Origin of the sequence: Siculibacillus lacustris, from assembly GCF_004328075.1 — a bacterium.
In the GTDB taxonomy this organism is placed as follows: Bacteria; Pseudomonadota; Alphaproteobacteria; order Rhizobiales; family Ancalomicrobiaceae; genus Siculibacillus; species Siculibacillus lacustris.
Genome location: NZ_SJFN01000016.1, coordinates 24,209 through 45,272, shown reverse-complemented (window position 1 = coordinate 45,272; position 21,064 = coordinate 24,209). Strand labels below are relative to the sequence as shown.

The following is a 21,064-nucleotide window of genomic DNA, read 5'->3' as shown; positions in this document are numbered from 1 at the left end:
CCGCCGGCGGTACTCTGGCAACGCGTCGGGGGAAGCCCCCCGACCCCTTCGGGCGGGCGCGCTCACGGCGCCTTGAAGTAGTCCTTGGCGACCGCCGCTTCGCCTGCGGCGTCGGTCAGGGTGAAGGCGAGGTTGGTCGAGGCGGCCGGCGCGGCGGCGGCCGGTACCGTGACCAGCACCCGGATCTCGCGGGTCTGGTCGGCATCGACCGTCAGGGCGAGGCGATCGGTGCCGACCGCATGGGCCTCGGCGCTGTTGGAGTCGATCTTGGCGCCGGCCGGCAGGCCGACGATCGTCAATTCGAAGCGGCGGACCTCGGCATGCTTGTTGAGCAGCCGGACGGTGTAGCCGTTGCGGATCGAGCCGTCGGAATTGGCGACATAGAGCGGGTTGCGATCGTGCAGCACGTTGAGGCCGAGGGTCGCGCGGGTCGACAGCTGCACCGCCATCACCGCGACGGTCGCGGCGATCAGCCCGACATAGACCAGAGTGCGCGGCCGCACGAAGCGGAAGATCGGGCCTTCGCCGCGATCGCGCCGCTCGATGTTGATGTCGGTGTCATAGGCGATCAGGCGCGGCTCGCGGCCGATCTTGGTCATCACCGTGTCGCAGGCGTCGATGCACAGGCCGCACTGAATGCAGCCCATCTGCAGACCCTGGCGGATGTCGACGCCGGTCGGGCAGACCGCCACGCACTGGCCGCAGTCGATGCAGTCGCCGGCCGGGGCGCCCTCGGCGCGCAGGCGGTCGTTCGACTTCAGCGAGCCGCGCGGTTCGCCGCGATCGACCCGGTAGGAGACGTTGAGCGCCCATTCGTCGGTCAGCGCCGCCTGGATGCGCGGCCACGGGCACATGTAGAGGCAGACCTGCTCCCTGGCGAAGCCGGCGAGCAGATAGGTCGTGCCGGTCAGGATGCCGATCCACATGTAGGCGATGAACGACGCCTGGAAGGTCACCAGTTCCCGGACCAGGGTCGGGGCATCGGCGAAATAGAGCACCCAGGCGCCGCCGGTCCACCAGGCGATCATCACCCAGAGAAAATGGGTCGCCGCCTTGCGCCACAGCCTGTCGAAGCTCCAGGGGCCCTTGTCGCGGCGCATCTGGGTGCGGCGATCGCCCTGGACGAAGCGTTCGACCGCGAAGAACAGGTCGGTCCATACCGTCTGCGGACAGAGGTAGCCGCACCACACGCGGCCGGCCACGGCGTTGAGCAGGAACAGCACGAAGGCGGCGAGGATCATCAGGCCGGTGAGGTAATAGACCTCCTGCGGCCAGATCTCGACGAAGAAGAAGTAGAAGCGCCGCCCCGGCAGATCGATCAGGATCGCCTGGTCGGGTTGACCGGGCGCCCGCGTCCAGCGCAGGAACGGCAGGAAATAGTAGACGCCCAGGCCGGCGACCAGGATCGCCCACTTGATGCGCCGAAAAGTCCCCTGGACCGCCGCCGGATAGATCTTGACGTGGTCGGCATAGAGCCGGCTGTCGTCGGGCTCGTGCGGTCTCGCCGTATCGACGCTCATCGTGGTCGTCCTTCCAAAATCGCGAGCGTCGATCGAAGCGGCGCGGGTGATGCTGCACCGCGGTCGAGCCGGCCCCATGGTCCTAGGGCGTGTCGCGGCCTGCGACAAGTGGCCCTAGGCATCTGTACGGATGCCGTTTCGCGGTTCGAGCCCCGCAAATGCGTTCGAAAGCCGCCGCGTGGGCGTCGCAGACCCGGATTCCCGAGCGGTGGCGTCGCCGGCGAGCCCGCCCGGGACGCGACGAGGGAGGCGAGCGATCGCCTCCCTCGAAGATCGTCGCTGCGGCCGCGGCCGCGACGTCGAAGGGCTCGGGGACGGACGGCGCACCGCCGCCCCCGAACCGGGATCGATCACTTGCCGCCGCCCAGAGAGTGGACGTAGACGGCCAGCGACTTGATGGTGATCGGGTCGAGGCGGCCTTCCCAGGCGGGCATGACGCCGTGCTTGGGTTCGGTCACCTGGGCGATGATCTTGTCCTTGCCGGCGCCGTAGAGCCAGATCTTGTCGGTCAGGTTCGGCGCGCCGAATTCCTGATTGCCCTTGCCGTCGTCGCCATGGCAGGCGGCGCAGTTGTCGGCGAAGAGCTTCTTGCCGGCGTCGACGCCCGCACCCTTGGCGGCGGGATCGGACAGGGACACCACGAAGTCGGCGACCTGAGCGATCTCCTCCTTCTTCAGGACGGCGTCCTTGCCGAAGGCCGGCATCTGGCTGTCGCGGGCATCCTTGTGACCCGAGCGGATACCGAAGCGCAGGGTCTGGTAGATGTCGGCGAGCTTGCCGCCCCACAGCCAGTCGTCGTCCTGCAGATTCGGGAAGCCCGGACCGCCGGTCGCACCCGAGCCGTGGCACGGGGCGCAGTTGTCACCGAAGGCCGCCTTGCCGTTGGCCATGGCGAACTCGAGGTAGGCCGGGGTCGACTTGATCTTCTCCAACGGGGCCTCGGCGAGGCCGGCCGCATTGGCCAGACGCGCCTTGACGCCGTTGTCGTAGTCGGCGAGCGCGCCCGAGCGCATCTGCGCGCCGACGATGCCCGAGGTGTAGCCGCTGATCAGCGGCCACGACGGATAGACGAAGTAGTAGCCGATCGACCAGACGATGCAGGCATAGAACACGTAGAGCCACCACTTCGGCAGCGGCGTGTTCAGTTCCTTGAGACCGTCCCACTCGTGGCCGGTCGTCGTCTGACCCGACAGATGGTCGAGTTCCTGTTGTGCCATGGATCAATCCTCCCGCAGGGGGATACGCGAGGCCTCGTCGAAGGACCGCCGGTTGGACGGCCACAACGCATAGGCGAGAACACCCGCGAAGATGACGAAGAAGTAGACCAGTCCCCAAGTCTGGGCGAACTGGGCGACGGATGCGTAGCTGGACATGTCCGCTTCCTCCGTCAGCGCAGATTCGCCTTGTCGTCGTAGAGACTGAAGTCCACCAGGGTACCGAGCACCTGAAGGTAGGCGACCACGGCGTCGAGTTCGGTGAGCTTGCCGGGCTGTCCGGAGAAGTCACGAGCCACCGACTTCGGGTAGCGCTTCAGGAAGGCATCGACGTTCTTGTCGTCGGGGTTCTTCTGCGCCGCGACGTCCACCGCCACGTTGGCGATCTGGTCCTCGGTGTAGGGCACGCCGACGAGGGCGTTGGTCTTCACGACATCGGCGAGATGCCGGGTGTCGAGCTCGGTCTTCGCCAGGAAGGGATAGCCCGGCATGATGCTGTCCGGCACGACCGCGCGGGGATTGATCATGTGCTCGACGTGCCACTTGTCGGAATACTTGTTGCCGACGCGCGCGAGATCAGGACCGTTGCGCTTGGAGCCCCACTGGAAGGGGTGGTCGTACATGGACTCGGCGGCGAGCGAGAAGTGGCCGTAGCGTTCGATCTCGTCACGCATCGGACGGATCATCTGGCTGTGGCAGTTGTAGCACCCCTCGCGGATGTAGATGTTGCGGCCGGCGAGTTCCAGCGGGGTGTAGGGCCGCATGCCCTCCACCTTCTCGATCGTGCTCTTCAGGTAGAAGAGCGGGACGACTTCCACCAGACCGCCGATGGCGATCATGATGACGATCCCGAGGAGAAGAACGATGGAGTTCTTCTCGAAAATGGCGTGCTTTTCCATCAGAGACATGACGAGCGCTCCTTCACTCGGCCGGAGCCAGAGCCGGGGCGCCGGTGGCGACGCTTTCGGCGTCCTCACCATGAACCACGGTCATGTACAGGTTGTAGACCATGATCAGAGCACCGACGAGGAACAGAGCACCGCCGAGCGCACGGATCGCGTAGTAGGGATGCATGGCGGCCACGGTTTCGATGAACGAATACTCGAGGAAGCCGAGCTTGTCGTAGGCGCGCCACATCAGGCCCTGCATGATGCCGGAGACCCACATCGCGCAGATGTAGAGGACGATGCCGATGGTGGCGGTCCAGAAGTGCCAGCTGACGAGCTTCAGCGAGTACACTTCCTTCTTGTTCCACAGCCACGGGAACAGGCAGTAGAGCGCGCCGAAGGACACGAAGCCGACCCAGCCGAGGGCACCGGAGTGCACGTGGCCGATGGTCCAGTCGGTGTAGTGGCTGAGACCGTTGACCGACTTGATCGACATCAGCGGACCTTCGAAGGTCGACATGCCGTAGAAGGCGACCGAGACGACCAGCATGCGCAGGATCGGATCGGTGCGCAGCTTGTCCCAGGCCCCCGAGAGGGTCATCAGACCGTTGATCATGCCACCCCACGACGGCATCCACAGCATGATCGAGAAGGTCATGCCGAGGGTCGAGGCCCATTCGGGCAGCGCCGTGTAGTGCAGATGATGCGGGCCGGCCCAGATGTAGAGGAAGATCAGGGCCCAGAAGTGGATGATCGACAGGCGGTAGCTGTAGACCGGCCGATCGGCGCGCTTGGGAACGAAGTAGTACATGATCGCGAGGAAGGCCGCGGTCAGGAAGAAGCCCACCGCATTGTGGCCGTACCACCACTGGATCATGGCGTTCTGGACGCCCGAGAAGACCTGGACCGACTGGTAGGAGTAGATCGAGATCGGAACGTGGACGTTGTTGCCGAGGTGCAGAACCGCCACCGTGACCAGGAAGGCCAGGAAGAACCAGTTCGCCACGTAGATGTGCGGCTCCTTGCGCTTCCACAGGGTCATCAGGAAGGTCAGGAGATAGACCACCCAGACCACGGTCAGCCACAGGTCGGCGTACCATTCGGGTTCGGCATATTCCTGGCCCTGGGTCACGCCGAGCAGGTAACCCGTGCCGGCGATGACGATGAAGGCGTTGTAGCCGAGCACCACGAACCACGGCGTGACGATGCCCGGCAGGCGCGCCTGACAGGTGCGCTGGACGATGTAGAACGAGGTGGCGAGCAGCACGTTGCCGCCGAAGGCGAAGATCACCGCCGAGGTGTGGAGCGGCCGCAGGCGGCCGAAGGCGATCCACGGCAGATCGAAGTTGAGTGCCGGGAACGCGAGCTCGGAGGCGATGATCACGCCGACCAGGAAGCCGGCGATGCCCCAGAACATGGCGGCGATCGACGCGAACTTGATCGGTGCGTAGTTGTAGTTCGGCCGACCGTCGACCGTCTGCACCGGCTGGGCGATCCGATCCTGGAAGCCCTTGACGATGAGGAAGATGCCGGCCGCCGCGAAGATCGCGCCGACCACGGCGTGAAACGCCATCTGAGGTTCCCAAGCCTTGCCGGCAAGGATCACGCAGACGACGGCGAGAAGCGCGAGGAAGATCGAATAACCGATCTCCTCGAGCGTGAATGCCTTTGTCTCGACTGGTCGAGCCATCGTTCGCCCCGTTTGTTCTAGTCGATACGCCCCCGGGCGACTCGTCCCGTCGATCCGGCCTCGGGGAAACCCCGGGGTTCGGACCGGCGACACGGCCACCCGCCTTCTCATCCGGCGTCCCGGCGCCGTCCACCGGTCGTCCGGTGGGCGGCGTCGGCGCGCCGTAAGGTATCGGTCGGACCGTAGATCGGACCTCGCGCCGCATACTTTGATTCAGGTCAACATGACCCGAACGTCTAAGAGAGCGGCGAACGGTCGCGATGCGTCGGTCTGACGCACGAAAAAGACATTACCTGCGACCTCCTCCAATCAGCAGGCCGGTCAAATACCTATCGACGAACGACTCGGCCGGTTTTTCGCGGGTCTGCGCGACGATCCTTCGCAGCCCCTCGCCGCCGCCGCCGCCGGGCCCGTCGCGGATGCCCCTGCGAGATCCGGAAAGCTACTGTTTTCAAGCGGTTTCGGGGGGCGTAGAAGCGTTTCGAGGTGTGCGCGAACGGCTGCGACGCACCCCGAACGGCATCCGGAAACTCTGTCTCCGATGACGGCGGGTGGTGTTGTCCCCAGATTCGTGCCGAAGATCGCCGATGACGGGACGCGCCTGCGCGGCCCCGTTTTGTGTTGTCCGCGATTCCGTGTCATGTCTGAGGGGTCTGGAGAGGCCGCCGGCGACGGGTTCGGACCGGGATCCGACGTCCCGCGCCGGAACCGGCGTCGCCGATCTGGCGCGCCTTCGGGCAGGCCTGCGGCGAAGGCGGTTGATTCCGGTCAAGGCCGGACGAGGAGAACGCGCGCATGGTGCCGGCGATGCCGAACCCGATCGAACTGAAATACGCCACCCGCAGCGTGCCGCGCTACACCAGCTATCCGACGGCGCCGCACTTCGACGCGAGCGTCGACGCGACCGCCTATGGCGCCTGGCTCGCCGGCCTCTCCGCCGCCGCGCCGGTGTCGCTCTATCTGCACGTGCCCTACTGCCGGATGATCTGCCACTATTGCGGCTGCCACACCAAGGCGGCGCTGCGCGACGATCCGGTGATCGACTATGCGCAGGGTCTCGTCGCCGAGATCGATCTGGTCGCCGCGGCGATCGGCCCGCGCCGGCTCCCGGTCGGCCACATCCACTGGGGCGGCGGCACGCCGAGCCTGCTGCCGGCCGATTCGCTGCGCGCCGTAGTGGCGCGCCTGCGCGAGGCCTTCGACTTCGTCCCCGACACCGAACACGCCATCGAACTCGACCCGCGCACCGTGACGCCGGAGCTGGCGGCGGTGTTGGCCGAGGTCGGGGTGACCCGGGCGAGCCTCGGGGTGCAGGACTTCGATGCCACCGTGCAGGCCGCGATCGGCCGGATCCAGCCGCTGGAGACGGTGGCGGCGGCAGTCGAGGCGCTGCGCGGCGCCGGCATCGCGGCGATCAACTTCGATCTGATGTATGGCCTGCCGCATCAGTCGGCCGAGACCATCGAGACGACCATCGCGCTCGCCCACACCTTCCGGCCGAGCCGCATCGCGCTGTTCGGCTATGCCCATGTGCCGTGGTTCAAGAAGCACCAGCGGCTGATCGACGAGGCAGCGCTGCCTGGGGCGAGCGAGCGGCTTTCGCTCGAGCACACGGCGCGGAGCGCGCTGGAACGGCTCGGCTACGCGGCGATCGGCCTCGACCATTTCGCCGCGCCCGACGACGAGATGGCGGTGGCGGCACGGGCCGGACGGCTGCGGCGCAATTTCCAGGGCTACACCACCGACGCCTGCGACACGCTGATCGGGCTCGGCGCCTCGTCGATCGGCCGGACGCCGGAGGGCTTCGCCCAGAACGATCCCGACATCGGCCGCTGGCGCCGCGCGGTCGAAGCCGGCCGGCTGCCGACCGCCAAGGGCCGGGCGCTCGACGCCGACGACCGGCTCAGGGCGGCGATCATCGAGCGGGTGATGTGCGACTGGGAGGTCGATCTCGCCGCGGTCTGCGCCGCGCACGGGGTCGGCATCGACGCGGTGGCCGACGCCTTCGAACGGCTCGACGAGCCGCTCGGCGACGGTCTGGCGGTGCTCGACGGGTCGCGGCTGGTCGTCACCGAGGCGGGCAAGCCGCTGGTCCGGATCGTCGCGGCGGCCTTCGACGTCTATCTGGCGCGGGCCACGGCACGGCATTCGCTGGCGGTGTGAGGGTCGGCCCGCGCCACGGGCCGGCTCCGATTCGATCTCTCCTCAATCCACCGCGATCGGGGCGACGATCGCGCCGAGCGTCGCCACCAGATCGGCGGGCGCGATGGCGATCTCCAGGCCACGGCGACCGCCGGAGACATGGACCCGCGCGACCGCCGTGAGGGCCTCGTCGGCGACCACCGGCAACGGCCGTTTGGTGCCGAAGGGCGAGATGCCGCCGAGGACATAGCCGGTCAGGCGTTGGGCGTCGGCCTTGTCGCCCATCTCGGCGCGTTTCCACCCCAACGCCCGGGCCGCCGCCGGCAGGCCGAGCTTGCGGGCGACCGGCACCAGGGCGAGCGCATGGGCCTTGGCGCCGTCGCAGACCACCAGCGTCTTGAACACCGTGGCGGGATCGAGCCCGAGCTTGTCCGCGGCCTCCAGGCCATAGGCCTCCGCGCGCGGATCATGGGCATAGTCGAGGAGATCGAAGGCGATCTTCTTCGATTTCAGGAAGGTCGTGGCGGGGGTGGCGGCCAAGGTTCGGCTCCGGGAACGAACGTCGCGGCGCGAACCTAGGACCGGCCGGCCACTCGGGCAAGTCGGTCGGTGACGCCGCGCACTCTCAGCCGCGCGCGGCGCGATCGTCCAACTCGAATGGACGCGCACCTCACCGCTTCGGCGCATGCCGGTCGGCCGGCCAACGGCGGTGATGCGGTTGCGGGGCCGTCATTCGATGGCGATCGACCCGCGGCGTTTCGGGGCGGACGGTCGGTGACCGCCCACCGGATCGCCGTGGCGTTTCGACCTCGGCTCAGATCGTCGACCGAGGCCGGCCGCGCCGCCGGGCGAGATCGGGGGAAGTGTCGGGGGGCAGGTGGTCGTAGACGGTGCCCTTGAGCGATTCCGACATGGTGCGCGCATGGCGATGGAGGATCGCCAGATGGCGCGGGTCGGGCTCGGCCGGAATCGAACTGCTCAGCCCGACGATCGAGAAGACCCCGGCGAGCTGGTCGCCGTCGCGCAGGATCGGTACCGACAGGGTGTTCACCCCGTCGATGATCTCGGATTCGGCGGTGTCCCAGAGCCGCTCGCGGATGAGCTCGAAGCGCGCCCGCAACTCGTCGCGATCGACGATCGTCTTGGGCGTCAACCGGACGAGGTCGCGCGCCAGGGCGCGATCGACGAGATCGGGCGACGAGAAGGCCAGCACGACCCGGCCCTGGGCGGCGGCATGGGGCACCGGCCGATTGCCCGGCCGAATCGACACGTAGACGCGCGCGTAGATGTTCTCGGCGACGCTGACGACCTGGGTCTCCCAACCGATCGGCACGGCGAGCAGCGCGGTCTCCCGCGTCTCGTCGCGGATCGCGGTCAGATAGGGTGCGGCGATCTCGCGCAGATTGAACTGCTCGGCGACCGATTCGCCGAGTTGGACGAGCTTCCAGCCGAGCCGGTACCGCTCCGTGCCGCCGTCCTGTTCGATCACGCCGAGTTGGCGCAGCGTCGTCAGATGACGGTGGATCTTCGCCTTCGTCTCGTGCATCGCGTTGGCGATCTCGGTGAGGCGGAGCGGTCGACCGGCCGCCGACAGTTCGTCGAGGATGCGGAACGAGGTGCCGACGGACTGGACGGACAGGTCTTCGTGACCGCCGGCCGCGTCCTTGCCGTTCGGCCCGCCGGCCGGCTTCGAGAAATCGTCGCTGATCATCGCCCACTCTACCAATCACATCCGACCCGGCCGGCCGACGCCGAGGGATCGGTGGGCGCCCGTGGACGGGGCCGCATTTTCACGCCGTCGCGTCGAAGGGCGAACCTAAGGCAAACGCGATCGGATCGCCACCGCCGCGACCCGAACGGGCGCAGGCCCGCCGCCCCGGGGGGTGGCGGGCCTGGGGTGGGTCACCGCGAGACGACCGGGGCGAAGGTCGGCTCGGCGCGGCGGGACTGGTTGAGCTTGGGGATCACCAACATCACCAGACCACCGATCACCATCATCGCGGCCATCGCGTAGAGGCCGAATTCGACCTGATGGGTCAATTGCTTCACCCACCCGAGGATGAACGGCATGGTGTAGCCGCCGAGATTGCCGATGGTCGCCATCAGAGCGATGCCGGCGGCGGCCGCGGCGCCCCCGAGGATCGTGCCGGGCAGCGCCCACATCACGGCGAGACCGGCCAGCGCTCCCGACACCGCGACCGACAGGCCGAACAGCGAGATGTAGGGATTGAAGCCGAACAGGCCGCTGAGCACCAGACCGCCGGCGCCGACGAAGGCGCAGATCGCGGTGTGCCACTTGCGCTCGCCGTGGCGGTCGGAGTGCTTGCCGACGACGATCATGGCAATGCTGGCGCAGGTGAAGGGGATGGCGGTGAGGAGGCCGTTGAACAGCAGGTTGTTGACGCCGAGATCCTTGACGATCTGCGGCAGCCAGAACGACAGGCCGTAGGTCCCGCCGAGCAGCGAGAAGTTGGTGATCGCCAGCAGCCAGACGTTGGCGTCCCGCAGCGCGTCGATGAAGCGATGGCCGTAGCCGGCCGCCCGCTTGCCGGCCTCTTCCGCGACCAGGGCGTCGACGACCAGAGCGCGTTCCGAGGCGTCGAGCCACTTCGCCTTCGCCGGCCCGTCCTCGAGGTAGAAGAACGAGATCACGCCGCCGACGACCGCCGGGATGCCTTCGAGCAGGAACAGCCACTGCCAACCGTGCAGCCCATAGGCGCCCGAGAAGGTCTGCATGATCCAGCCCGACAGCGGACCGCCGATGACGCCGGAAAAGGCGATGCCGAGGAAGAAGATCGCGCAGATCTGCGAGCGCAGGCGCGCCGGGAACCAATAGGTCAGGAACAGAATGATGCCCGGATAGAAGCCGGCCTCGGAAATGCCGAGCAGGAAGCGCAGGACGTAGAACTGGGTCTCGCTGGTGACGAACATCAGGCCGGCGGAGACCAGGCCCCAGACCACCATGATACGGGCGATCCAGATCTTGGCGCCGAAACGTTGCAGGGCGAGATTGCTGGGGATCTCACAGACACAGTAGCCGAGAAAGAAGACACCGGCGCCGAAGCCGAAGGCGGCGTCGCCGAGGCCGATGTCGACCGACATCTGCAGCTTGGCGAAACCGACGTTGACCCGGTCGAGGAAGGAAATGACGTAGAGAATCAGGAGGAAGGGCAACAGCCGCATGGCGATCTTGTTGTAGACGCGCCATTCCGTCTCCTGGGATTCCGAGAAGTTCGATCGCGGTAGAAAGACCATCGGTGCGTCCTCCATTGTCGTTGTTCGTTGTTGGGCGGAGCACCGGCGGCGCACCCGCGGACAGTATCGCGCCCGACGGCCCGCCGCGAGCTTCGTCGCGGTTCGTGGTCGTCGAGAGGTGTCTCGTCGTCGCCGGAGCGGCCGCCCCGAACCGATCGGGACGGGCCCGGCGGCGCCGAACGAGGGCGCCGGCAAGCGATCAGGGGCTCGCAAGCCGTTCGGGTCGCCGTCCCTCGGGTTCATTTTGTATCGAGATACGAGACGTTTTATCGACTTGAGATACGGTATGCCGCATTTTCGAAATTCGTCAAGCCGGGCTTCCGACGGATTCGCCCCCCATCCGCGGACCACGGCGATCGACCTGCGGCGGTGACGACGTCGCCGACCGAGGCCCCGCCCCTCGCGGGCGCGGGGACCCGCGTAGCGGCCGACCGCAGGGACGGCGGCGTCGATCGTCCCGGCCGACCGCCCCGCCGGGCCGACCGATGCGCGGCGATCGCGCCCTCTGCCTGCGACAATCTGACCGACCGGGATCGAATCCGTCCGCCGGTTCCAACCGAGGCCTCCGGGTGCGGCGGTGAAAACCGCCGCCGAGCCGGTTGACGAGGCCGGGTCCGAGATCTAACGTATATCGCAATTCGGAATTAAATATCGTATTTCGAGACGACAGACAGACGGTTCACGACGGGAGCTCCCGCCCGAACCCTCCTGACGCAACTCGAAGACCCGAGGAAACGACGATGCCCATGACGTTGCCCCGCCTGACCAAGGGCGGAATCAAGACCGGAACCTTCGTGAAGACCGCATCGGCCCAGGTGATCGAGATTCTCGGCCTGAGCCGCCTCGACTTCGCGGTGATCGACGCCGAACACGCCCCCTTCGATCGGCTCACCCTCGACACCATGACCATCGCGAGCGTCGCCGTCGGCCTGCCGCTGTTCGTCCGCATTCCCGAGCCGACCGCGGCGGTGGTGCTCACCACCCTCGATCTCGGCGTCGCCGGCCTCCTGGTGCCGCACGTCGACACCGCCGAACAGGCCCGCGACATCGTCGCGATGACCCGCCATCGCGGCGGTCGGCGCGGCTTCTCCGGCAGCCCGCGCTTCGCCGGCTACGGCACGAAGCCGATGGCGAAGGCGCTCGACGCCGGCGAGACCGCCTTCCTGATGTGCCAGATCGAGAGTGCCGAGGCGGTCGAGAACGCCGCCGCGATCGCCGCGGTCGACGGCGTCGACGGATTGTTCGTCGGTTATGCCGACCTGTCGTTGTCGATGGGGCTGGAGAACCCGCAGGATCCGCGGGTCACCGCCGCGGCGGCGCGGGTGTTCGAGATCGGCCGCGCCGCCGGCAAGACCGTCGGCATGTTCATCGGCTCGGCCGCCGAACGCGACCGCTACGCCGCCCTCGGGGTCGACTGGTTCGTCGTCTCCTCCGACCAGACCCTGCTGCGACAGGCCGCCGACGCCGTCTGCCCGCCGCTCGCCTGAGACGCTCGCGCCCTCCGCCGGCCGATCGGCGCGGCGCGATCGGGGCGCGCGACCCACCAATTTTCCGTCCACGGAGTTCGACATGTCGAAGACATCCCGCCCGCTCGCCCCCGCGCTCCTCGCCTTCTACGACACGCCGCCGGTGGAGACCGGCCCGGGCGTCGCCACCTGGATCGGCCGCGGCGCCAATTTCGCCACCGCCGTCTCGCAGGTCGCGGCCGGCGCGGTGCTCGAACGCGCCGCCAACCCGGACGAATACGTCGTCCTCAGCAACGATCTCTCGCTGCGCATCGTCGCCGGCGGCGAGACGGTCGAGGTCGAGCCCGACATGCTGGTGATCGTGCCGCCCGGCGCCAGCCGCATCGAGGTGCTCTCGGCCGGCCGTCTCGTGCGGGTGTTTTCCGGCGAAGCCGCGGACATCCTGGCGAAGGCCGCCAACGCCGCCGACTATGCCGACGGCGCGCCGCTGGTCGCGCCGCTGACGAGTTGGCCGGAACCGGTCGGCGGCTATCGGCTGCGCGCCTATCGGCTCGCCGAACACGTCACCCCGGGCTCGTTCCTGCGCGTCTTCCAGACCCGCAACCTGATGGTCAATCCGTTGGTGCCGTGGCTCGAGCCGCGCGACGTCCACAAACTCAGCCCCCATTCCCACGGCGATTTCGAACAGGGTTCGCTGGCGCTCGAGAGCGACTGGCTGCACCACCTGCGCACGCCCTGGACCCCGGATCTCGACGACTGGCGCGACGATCTCCATGCCGCCATCGGCAGCCCGTCGCTCACCGTGATCCCGCCGACCATCGTCCACACCAGCCGTTCGACCGGCCGGATGGGACGTCTCGTCGACGTCTTCGCACCGCCGCGCTTCGATTTCGCCCAGCAGGGCGTGGTCCGCAACGCCGCCGACTATCCGATGCCGTCGACCGCCGCCTGAGCGGCCCGGCCGCCCTCCGCGCTCGCGAAAGGACCCCCATGACCACCGTCGCTCCCGTCGCCACCGCCCATGACCCCGCCCATATCGAGGACCTCCTGAAGGGCGCCGTCGACCTCCACTGCCATTCCGGCCCTTCGGTGATGCCGCGCTATTGCGACCACATCGAAGCCATGCACGAGGCGGCCGACGCCGGGATCGCCGCGCTGCTGCTCAAGGATCACTATTATTCGGCAACGCCGATCACCGAGATGCTCAACAAGCACTTCGGCCATCTCGGCGTGACCCTGCTCTCCGGTGTGCCGCTCAACAACACCACCGGCGGCCTCAACATCTATGCGGTCGAACACGGCATCAAGCTCGGCGCCCGGCTGGTGTGGATGCCGACCTTCTCGTCGAAGAATCACATCGACCACCACAAGAAGGAGCAGGAGGCGTTCGAGAAGAAGTTCCCGCAGACCGCCAAGAAGATGCTCCATCCGACGCCGCTGACCGTGGTCGACGAGGCCGGGAAGCTGCGCCCCGAGGTCGGGCCGATCCTCGACCTGATCGCCGAGGCCGACATCGTTCTCTCCTCCGGACATCTCCACATCTCGGAGATCTGGCCGCTGTTCGAGGAGGCCAAGGCGCGCGGCGTCAAACGCCTCCTGTGCAACCACCCGACCTTCGTCGTCGACGCGACCCTTCCGGACGTGCGCCGGCTCGCCGAAATGGGCGTCTATGTCGAACACTCGATGTGCATGTGGGTGCCGGAATCGAAGTTCTGCTTCTACACCACCGAGTTCCTGAAGGAGCTGATCGAAGCCGCCGGCGTCGATCGCACCATCCTCGGCTCGGATCTCGGCCAGAAGGGCAACCCGACCATCGCCGACGGCTTCCGCTCGGTGATCTCGACCTGCCTGACCATCGGCTGTTCGGACGCCGACATCCGCAAGATGATCTCGACCAACGCGCGGGCGCTGATCGGTCTCGATCTGCCCTGAGCGGCTGCGGCCCGGAGGGTCCGAGATGGACGGATAGCATCTCCTACCGGACGCCGAACCGAAGCTGCGCGGATGGGATCCGACCGCCCTCGACGCCGTCCTCGCCCGGGCGACCGGTTGTGTCGCCTTCGGGCGGGGCGAGTCCCTCGGCGTCGACATCGTCGTCGCAGATCGTGTGACGCGCATGGCGATCCCCGACGCGGGAGCCGCCGAACAGCTCAGGGCCGCCGTCCGTCGTCACGGCGTTCCGCTCACTCAATCCCTCGGCCGATGGGTCTCCCGGGCGTTCGGATGCGCGCCCCCCGACGCCCTGGATCGGCCGACCCACCTCGACGAAAGACCGCGATGAACCTCCTCGTCGTCCATGCCCATCCCGAACCCCGCTCCTTCACGGCGGCGCTCAAGGACACCACCGTGGCCACCGCCGGTGCCGCCGGCCACGTCGTCGCGGTCTCCGACCTCTACGCCGAAGGGTTCGACCCGGTCGGTGGCCGGGGTGACTTCACCACCGTCGCCGATCCCGAGCGCTTCCACTACCAGAGCGAACAGGCGCTGGCGGCGGCCGAGAACGGCTTCGCGCCCGAGATCCTCCGCGAGCAACGGCGGCTCGCCGCGGCCGATCTCCTCGTCCTGCATTTCCCGATCTGGTGGGGGGCGCCGCCGGCGATCCTCAAGGGGTGGTTCGACCGCGTCCTCGCCTTCGGCTTCGCCTATCGCGACGGTACGCGGTTCGAGAGCGGCCTGTTGGCGGGCAAGACCGCCGTCTGCGCGCTCACCACCGGCGGGACCCCCAAGCGCTTCTCCGAGGGCGACGCCTACGGCCCGATCGAGAAGGTGCTGTGGCCGGTCCAGCGTCTGGCGCTCGAATATCTCGGCATGAAGGTCCTCGACCCGTTCGTCGCCTATGCGGCGCCGCGCGTCGACGACGGCGCCCGCGCCGCGATGCTCGCCGCCTGGGCGCAACGCCTCTCCGACATCGTCGCGGCGGCCTGACCCCGCGGCCCGGTCCGTTCCCGAAAACCCGAGGAAGATCCCATGTCCATGGCCCATGACACCGAAGAACTCGAGGCCCACGTCGATCGTCTGCTCGTCGGCGCGATCGATCCCCACGTCCATTCCGGACCATCGATCGCGGCGCGCGCGCTCGATCATCTGGCGTTGGCGCGGCAGATGTCGGCGGCCGGTTTCGCCGCGGTGATCACCAAGGATCACGACTATGCCGGCGTCATGACCGCCGCATTGATCGCCGCGAACTTCCCCGAGCTGAAGACCAAGGTCTACTCGGGGATTGCCCTCAACAACGTCGTCGGGGGTCTCAACCCCTATGCCGTCGAGCACACCGCCGCCATGGGCGGCAAGGTGGTGTTCATGCCGACGCTGGCCGCGGCGCATCATCTGAAGTGGGAGAAGACGTCGGGTTGGGTTCATCCCGCCTCGACGCAGAAGATCCGCGCCGCGTCGGCCGTGCCGGTGCTCGACGGCGCCGGCCGGGTCAACGACGCGACCAAGGAGATCCTCGACGCGGTCGCCCGCACGGGACTCGCCCTGGAGAGCGGCCATCTCCACATCTCCGAGACCCTGTTGGTGTTCGAAGAGGCGCGCCGCCGCGGCGTTCGGGCGCTGATCCTGACCCATCCGGAGGACATCGTCGAAGCGACGCTCGGCGACGTACGCGACCTCGCCGCGCAGGGCGTCTTCGCAGAGCACTCGCTGTGCATGTTCCTCGAGGGGTCGAAGTTCAAGACGCGCTCCACCGAGGACCTGCGCGACCAGATCGAGGCCGCCGGCCCCGATCAGACCATCCTGTGCTCCGACCTCGGACAGGTCGGCGTCTTCAGCCCGCTCGAAGGCTTCCGGCGGGGCGTGAAGCTGTGCCTCGAACTCGGTTACGACGACGCCCAGATTCGCAAGATGGTGTCGCTGAACGCCGCCCGCGCCTTCGGCCTCGAGGCCGACGTGGCTGCCGCGACCGCGGCCTGACCGTCGACGGAGGCCGCGCCCCCTACCGAGGGACGCAAACCCGATCGCGGTTCATTGCCTGCGGTCGGGCCGCAGCGGACCGTCCGGATCTCGGATGACCGAGTCGAGGCCGCAGGCCGACGCGCGGCCTGCGAGGGTCGCGCCGGTGCCGGCGGACGAAAGCTCACGGCCGGCCGGCCGCGATGCTCGACCGCGCGGGGGAGGGAAACGGCGTTCGTCGGATTGCTCTCGCCCGGGAAGCGTGCCCCACCATCGCGCCCGAGCGACGGGACGCGCGCCGCCCTCGGGCGCGGCCGCCTCAGCGCGTACCGGTGAGGTGGCAGACGCCGCAGACGTCGGTGATGCGGATGCGGTCCTGCTTCTCGATGGCGATCAGACCGCGGCGCTTCAGATCCGAGATCACCCGGCTGACCGTCTCGATGGTCAGACCGAGGAAATCGGCGATCTCCTGGCGGGTCATGGTCAGTTCGACCACCTGCTCGTCCTTGTCGCCGCGCGGGCCGGCGCAATCGGCGACGCCGCGGTCGGGCACGAAACGCATCAGGAAGGTGGCGACCCGCTCGAAGGCCGACTTGCGGCCGAGCAGCACCGCGTGGTCGTGCAGGCGCTCGATCTGGCGGCGCAGGCAGCGCGACACGTGGCCCTGGAACTCGGCGGAATTCTCGAGCTCACGGCGATCGAGGATGCGCACCACGCAGGGCGTCAGGGTCTCGGCGTTGCAGTCGAAGGCCTTGCCGGCGACCACCCCGAACAGCGAATCCGGGCCGACGATCTCGACCAGCTGACGCCGGCCGTCGGGCAGCAGCTTGAACAGCATCACCGCGCCTTCGAGCAGCTCGTAGACCCGTTCGGCCGGGTCGCCCTCGTAGAAGATGGCGTCGTGACCGGCGAGCCGCTGGGTCTTGACCCGTTGCGAGCGGGCGAAATCCTGCCAACCGTCGTCGGCCTCCAGGGGTGCCCCCTTGGCGAGGGCGCCGGCATTGCCCCAGCCGCGATCCGTGTAGGCCATGATGTCCTCCTCCTCGCCGTCCTCGGCCCACCCGCCGCACGTCGTGCGTCGGTCGTCCGCGTGCCGAGCGCGGATGCGGTCCACGTCTTTCGTGGCCGTCGGGAGATCCTCCGGACCCGTTCGCCCCTTCCCGATTTCGTCTGCCGGCCCGTCATTCCGGCGACCGAGGAGGGCGACGGGGAGGTCTCCCATCGAGGATCGAAGCTAGAAACACCTTGCCGGCTTCACAATCCCGTTCGCATACTTACGTCGAATGGATTAAGCGATTGCACAAATTTCAGGCGCCGCCACGGGGGGCGGAACGCCTTCGACCGTCTCGAGCAGGGCGGTCAGCGCTTCGGCGGAGAGCGGCTTGCGCAGGAGCTGCACCGGCGGCAGATCGCGCAGTTCCCCGTCGATGGCCTTCTGGGTCTGACCGGTGATGGCGACGATGCGCGGCATCGGGCTCAGCCGGGCGAGCCAGCGGATCACCTGCGCGCCGCCGATTCCCGGCAGGCCGAGGTCGACGATCACCGCGTCGGCGGCGCCCGGCGGCGAGGCTTCGAAGAAGCTCTCGGCGTCCGGATGCAGCACCACGTCGAGCCCATGCGCCTGAAGAACGAAGCGCAGGCTGTCCGCGACCCCCGGGTCGTCCTCGAGAACGTGCACGTAACCCACAGGCGCAAAAGGCGCCCCGGGCGCGGGAGATGACATCGGAATACTCTCGGCAGGTTGCAGCAGCATAGAGTGTGCCGCGAAACGCCGGGGAATGGCATCCGTAGTCTTCCCGAGGAGCGATCACCAGGACGTCATCACAGACGTTCCGGCGTAGAGATCAGCCGTGCTCGCCGGTCAATACGATCCGCACCAGATCGGCGGCATTGCGCGCCCCGAGCTTCTCCATGATGCGGGCGCGATGGACTTCGATGGTGCGCGGCGAGATCCCGAGATGACGTCCGGCTTCCTTGTTGGAAGCTCCGGCGGTGATCTGTCCGAGGACTTCGATCTCGCGCGGGGTCAGCAGCTCGCGGCCGGGGAAGTCGTGGGTGACCGCGCCGGCCTTGTGCTCGTCGGTGCCGCGCCGGGCCTGGGCGTCGAGCGCCTCCTGGACGCGGCGGATGATCTGCTCGGCGTCGAAGGGCTTCTCGATGAAGTCGAAGGCGCCGTACTTGATCGCCGTCACCGCCATCGGGATGTCACCCTGGCCGGAGATGATGAAGATCGGCGCCGGATAATGATCGGCGTTGAGGGCCTTGAGGATCTCGAGCCCCGAGCGCCCGGGCATGTGGACGTCGAGGAAGACGCAGGCCGGCTGGCGCGTCTTGACCGCATCGAGGAAGGCGTCGCCGGTCTCGAAGCCGGAGACCGAATAGCCCTCGAGTTCGAACACCACCGACAGCGCGTCGCGAACCGCCGGGTCGTCGTCCACGATGTAGATCGCCTGGTCGGCCTTCTGGGTACGCACCACCATCATCGTTCACCTCGATTGGTCGGATGGAGCCGGGGCGCTCCCTCCGATCGTTTCATCCCGCCTTACCGGACGCCGCCGGGGTCAAGGGCAGCGACAACACGAAGGTGGCGCCGCGTCCTTCCCCGCCGGGTTCGACCAGAAGATCTCCGCCGTGGTTCTGAGCGATCGAGCGCGAAATCGCAAGCCCGAGCCCGAGTCCCGACTTCTTCGACGTGGCGAAGGCCTTGAACAGCGAGCGCACCGTCTCTTTGGGAATGCCGGCGCCGCTGTCTTCGACCTCCACCGACAGACGGCCCTCGCCGACGCGCACCGCGATGCGGATCCACCGCTCCTGCCGGGTGCGCACCGCCTCGATGGCGTTGCGGATCAGGTTGATGAGGATCTGCTGGATCTGGACCGGGTCGACCTCGATCCGCGGCAGATCGATCGCCTCGTCGCGGACCACTTCGACGCCGGCGCCGTCGTTGCCGAGCAGGGTCAGTTCCAGAGCCTCGTCGATCAGCTTGCCGAGATCGACGGCCTGACGGTCGGGTTCGCGCTTCTCGACGAAATGACGCATGCGCTGGATGATCGAGGAGGCGCGTTCGGCCTCGCGGCTGGCCTTGGACAGAATCTCCAGGATCGCCGGATCGGGGCCGGTCTCGTCGCCGTCGCGGGTCAGCTTGCGCTTCAAGGCCTGCAGATAGAGCATCACCGCGGTCAGCGGTTGGTTCAATTCGTGGGCGATGGCCGCGCCCATCTCGTCCATGGCGTTGACCCGGGCCATCTGGACCAGTTGCGCCTGGAGCTGGTTGAGGCGCTGCTCGACTGCCTTGCGCTGGCGCAGATCGCGGATGATGCCGATGAACTGGCGGCCGTCGGGGGTGCGGGCCTCGCCGACCGACAGCTCGATCGGGAACACCGTGCCGTCGGCGTGGCGGCCACGCACCTCGCGGCCGATGCCGATGATCCGCCGCTCGCCGGTGGCGAGATAATTCGCCAGGTAGGAATCGTGGTCGACCGAGAATTCCGGCGGCATCAACTCGCGCACATTGCGACCGACCATCTCGGCCACGGGATAGCCGAACAGATCCTCGCAGGCCTTGTTGAAGATCAACATGCGGCCGCGTTCGTCGATCACGATGATGCCGTCCACCGCGGTATCGAGGACACTGAGGAGGCGCGCCTCGGAAACGGTCGGCGGCTGCGATGTCACGAGCGATCTCTCCTCAATCCCGGCAGATCCGGTCCCGGACCGCGAGGCGGCGTTCGGAACCCCGGCGCACCGCTGCATCGGATCACCGGAGATCTACCTATTCCATGACGGGAATTCTACCGAAACTCAAGGGACTCGCGACGGTTCTGCGAGCCAGGCGACGATCCGGGCGGCGGCCTCGGCGATACTGTCGGGACTGCGGGCGAAGCACAGGCGCAGGAAGCCGGCGCCGGCGGTGCCGAAGGCGGTCCCCGGGGCCAGCCCGACGTTGGCCTCGTCGACCAGCCGCAGGCCGAGGCGCGCGGTGTCGGGTTCCCCGTCGACGGCGAAGAACAGGTAGAATCCGCCGCCCGGCTCGGCGAAGCGGACCCGCGGTTCGGCCCCGAGCGCGGCGATCAGCAGGCGCCGGCTCTCGCCGATGCGGGCGAGCTGGTGGGCGAGGAAGCCCTCGCCGTGGTCGAGGGCGGCGACCGCCCCGCGCTGCAGGAACACCGCGACGCCGGAGGTCGAATACTGCACGAGGTTCTCGATCACGTCGCCGAGTTCGGGCGGCGCCTCGATCCAGCCGACCCGCCAGCCGGTCATCGCCCAGTTCTTGGAGAAGGTGTCGACCCAGACGATGCGGTCGTCGGGTTCGGCGACGTCGTGGAACGACGGGGCGCGGGGGCTGCCGTCGAAGACGAAGCGGCCGTAGACCTCGTCGGCGACGATCCACAGGCCCGAACGGCGGGCGATCGCCAGGATCGCCGCCAGTTCCTCGCGGGTGGCGGTCCAGCCGGTGGGATTGCACGGGGTGTTGAGGAAGATCGCCCGGGTGGTCGGGCCGACCGCCGCGGCGAGGCGGTCGAGATCGAGGGTCCAGCCGCTCGGCGCGAAGGTCATCGGGATCTCGACGACGCGGGCGCCGCGCAGGGCGATCGCCGCCGGCACGTTGGGCCAGGACGGGGTCGGCACCAGCACCTCGTCGCCGGCCCCGACCAGGGCGGTGGCGGCGATCTGGATCGCCTGCATGCCCGAACCGGTGACGAAGAAGCGCTCGGGGGCGGCCGGCCGGCCGTAGAGCCGTTCGGCGTTGCGGGCGAGGGCGGCGCGCAGATCGGGGATGCCGCGCTGCCAGGTGTAGAAGGTCTCGCCGGCGGCGAGCGAGCGGGTGGCGGCGTCGCAGACGAAGCGCGGCGTGGCGAGATCGCCCTCGCCGGCCCACAGCGGGATCAGGCCGGCGCGATCGCGGCCGTAGTTCATCACCTCGACGATACCGGACGGCGGGGCGGCGAGCGCCTCGGGGCGCAGGCCGGCGCGGAGATCGGACATGACGGCTTCCTCG

At 68.1% G+C, this 21,064-nt stretch carries 19 protein-coding genes; 6 read left to right on the top strand and 13 right to left on the bottom strand.

Annotated features, from left to right (window positions below; genetic code table 11):
- Positions 1–62 precede the first annotated feature (62 nt).
- From ccoG to ccoN, 5 genes are all read right to left on the bottom strand, one after another.
- A complete protein-coding gene (gene ccoG, locus EYW49_RS11985; RefSeq protein ID WP_131309816.1) occupies positions 63–1,520 on the bottom strand; it encodes a cytochrome c oxidase accessory protein CcoG in 1,458 nt (485 codons plus the stop codon).
- Positions 1,521–1,870: 350 nt separating this feature from the next.
- Entirely contained in the window at positions 1,871–2,737 is an 867-nt protein-coding gene (gene ccoP, locus EYW49_RS11980) for a cytochrome-c oxidase, cbb3-type subunit III (protein ID WP_131309815.1), read from the bottom strand.
- A gap of 3 nt (positions 2,738–2,740) precedes the next feature.
- The gene (locus EYW49_RS11975; protein WP_131309814.1) at positions 2,741–2,893 is read right to left on the bottom strand and encodes a cbb3-type cytochrome c oxidase subunit 3; all 153 of its coding nucleotides are present in this window, start codon (positions 2,891–2,893) and stop codon (positions 2,741–2,743) included.
- A 14-nt stretch (positions 2,894–2,907) separates the two neighbouring features.
- The gene (gene ccoO, locus EYW49_RS11970) at positions 2,908–3,642 is read right to left on the bottom strand and encodes a cytochrome-c oxidase, cbb3-type subunit II (protein WP_131309813.1); all 735 of its coding nucleotides are present in this window, start codon (positions 3,640–3,642) and stop codon (positions 2,908–2,910) included.
- 13 nt (positions 3,643–3,655) lie between these two features.
- On the bottom strand, positions 3,656–5,311 hold the full coding sequence (gene ccoN, locus EYW49_RS11965; RefSeq protein WP_131309812.1) for a cytochrome-c oxidase, cbb3-type subunit I: 1,656 nt from the start codon (positions 5,309–5,311) through the stop codon (positions 3,656–3,658).
- A gap of 795 nt (positions 5,312–6,106) precedes the next feature.
- Between ccoN and hemN the strand changes: the two genes are divergently transcribed.
- The gene (hemN, locus tag EYW49_RS11960) at positions 6,107–7,474 is read left to right on the top strand and encodes an oxygen-independent coproporphyrinogen III oxidase (RefSeq protein ID WP_228259592.1); all 1,368 of its coding nucleotides are present in this window, start codon (positions 6,107–6,109) and stop codon (positions 7,472–7,474) included.
- Between the two features lie 42 nt (positions 7,475–7,516).
- Here the strand turns inward: hemN and ybaK are convergent, their stop codons facing one another.
- The 3 genes from ybaK to EYW49_RS11945 form a co-directional block, all read right to left on the bottom strand.
- Positions 7,517–7,993, bottom strand: a complete 477-nt coding sequence (gene ybaK, locus EYW49_RS11955; RefSeq protein WP_210215685.1) for a Cys-tRNA(Pro) deacylase — start codon at positions 7,991–7,993, stop codon at positions 7,517–7,519.
- Positions 7,994–8,267: 274 nt separating this feature from the next.
- Positions 8,268–9,164 (bottom strand): IclR family transcriptional regulator, encoded by an 897-nt coding sequence (locus tag EYW49_RS11950; protein WP_131309810.1) that lies wholly within the window; start codon positions 9,162–9,164, stop codon positions 8,268–8,270.
- Positions 9,165–9,355: 191 nt separating this feature from the next.
- On the bottom strand, positions 9,356–10,708 hold the full coding sequence (locus tag EYW49_RS11945) for an MFS transporter (protein ID WP_131309809.1): 1,353 nt from the start codon (positions 10,706–10,708) through the stop codon (positions 9,356–9,358).
- Between the two features lie 740 nt (positions 10,709–11,448).
- Between EYW49_RS11945 and EYW49_RS11940 the strand changes: the two genes are divergently transcribed.
- From EYW49_RS11940 to EYW49_RS11920, 5 genes are all read left to right on the top strand, one after another.
- A complete protein-coding gene (locus tag EYW49_RS11940) occupies positions 11,449–12,195 on the top strand; it encodes an HpcH/HpaI aldolase family protein (protein ID WP_206365455.1) in 747 nt (248 codons plus the stop codon).
- 82 nt (positions 12,196–12,277) lie between these two features.
- Positions 12,278–13,126, top strand: a complete 849-nt coding sequence (locus EYW49_RS11935; RefSeq protein ID WP_131309808.1) for a hypothetical protein — start codon at positions 12,278–12,280, stop codon at positions 13,124–13,126.
- A 38-nt stretch (positions 13,127–13,164) separates the two neighbouring features.
- Positions 13,165–14,106, top strand: a complete 942-nt coding sequence (locus tag EYW49_RS11930) for a DUF6282 family protein (protein ID WP_131309807.1) — start codon at positions 13,165–13,167, stop codon at positions 14,104–14,106.
- A 345-nt stretch (positions 14,107–14,451) separates the two neighbouring features.
- Positions 14,452–15,099, top strand: coding sequence for an NAD(P)H-dependent oxidoreductase (locus EYW49_RS11925; RefSeq protein ID WP_165498222.1), 648 nt, complete (start codon positions 14,452–14,454; stop codon positions 15,097–15,099).
- A gap of 42 nt (positions 15,100–15,141) precedes the next feature.
- Positions 15,142–16,086: a DUF6282 family protein gene (locus EYW49_RS11920; RefSeq protein WP_131309805.1), complete on the top strand. Its 945-nt coding sequence runs from the start codon at positions 15,142–15,144 to the stop codon at positions 16,084–16,086.
- A gap of 298 nt (positions 16,087–16,384) precedes the next feature.
- On the opposite strand, the gene EYW49_RS11915 is transcribed toward EYW49_RS11920, so the two are convergent.
- The 5 genes from EYW49_RS11915 to EYW49_RS11895 form a co-directional block, all read right to left on the bottom strand.
- Positions 16,385–17,095, bottom strand: a complete 711-nt coding sequence (locus EYW49_RS11915; RefSeq protein ID WP_131309804.1) for a helix-turn-helix domain-containing protein — start codon at positions 17,093–17,095, stop codon at positions 16,385–16,387.
- Between the two features lie 258 nt (positions 17,096–17,353).
- On the bottom strand, positions 17,354–17,743 hold the full coding sequence (locus tag EYW49_RS11910; protein ID WP_228259591.1) for a response regulator: 390 nt from the start codon (positions 17,741–17,743) through the stop codon (positions 17,354–17,356).
- A 166-nt stretch (positions 17,744–17,909) separates the two neighbouring features.
- Complete coding sequence (locus tag EYW49_RS11905; RefSeq protein ID WP_228259590.1) at positions 17,910–18,548, bottom strand: response regulator transcription factor; 639 nt, start codon at positions 18,546–18,548, stop codon at positions 17,910–17,912.
- Between the two features lie 49 nt (positions 18,549–18,597).
- Positions 18,598–19,740, bottom strand: a complete 1,143-nt coding sequence (locus EYW49_RS11900; RefSeq protein ID WP_228259589.1) for a two-component system sensor histidine kinase NtrB — start codon at positions 19,738–19,740, stop codon at positions 18,598–18,600.
- 126 nt (positions 19,741–19,866) lie between these two features.
- Entirely contained in the window at positions 19,867–21,051 is a 1,185-nt protein-coding gene (locus EYW49_RS11895) for a pyridoxal phosphate-dependent aminotransferase (protein WP_131309801.1), read from the bottom strand.
- Between the last annotated feature and the right edge of the window lie 13 nt (positions 21,052–21,064).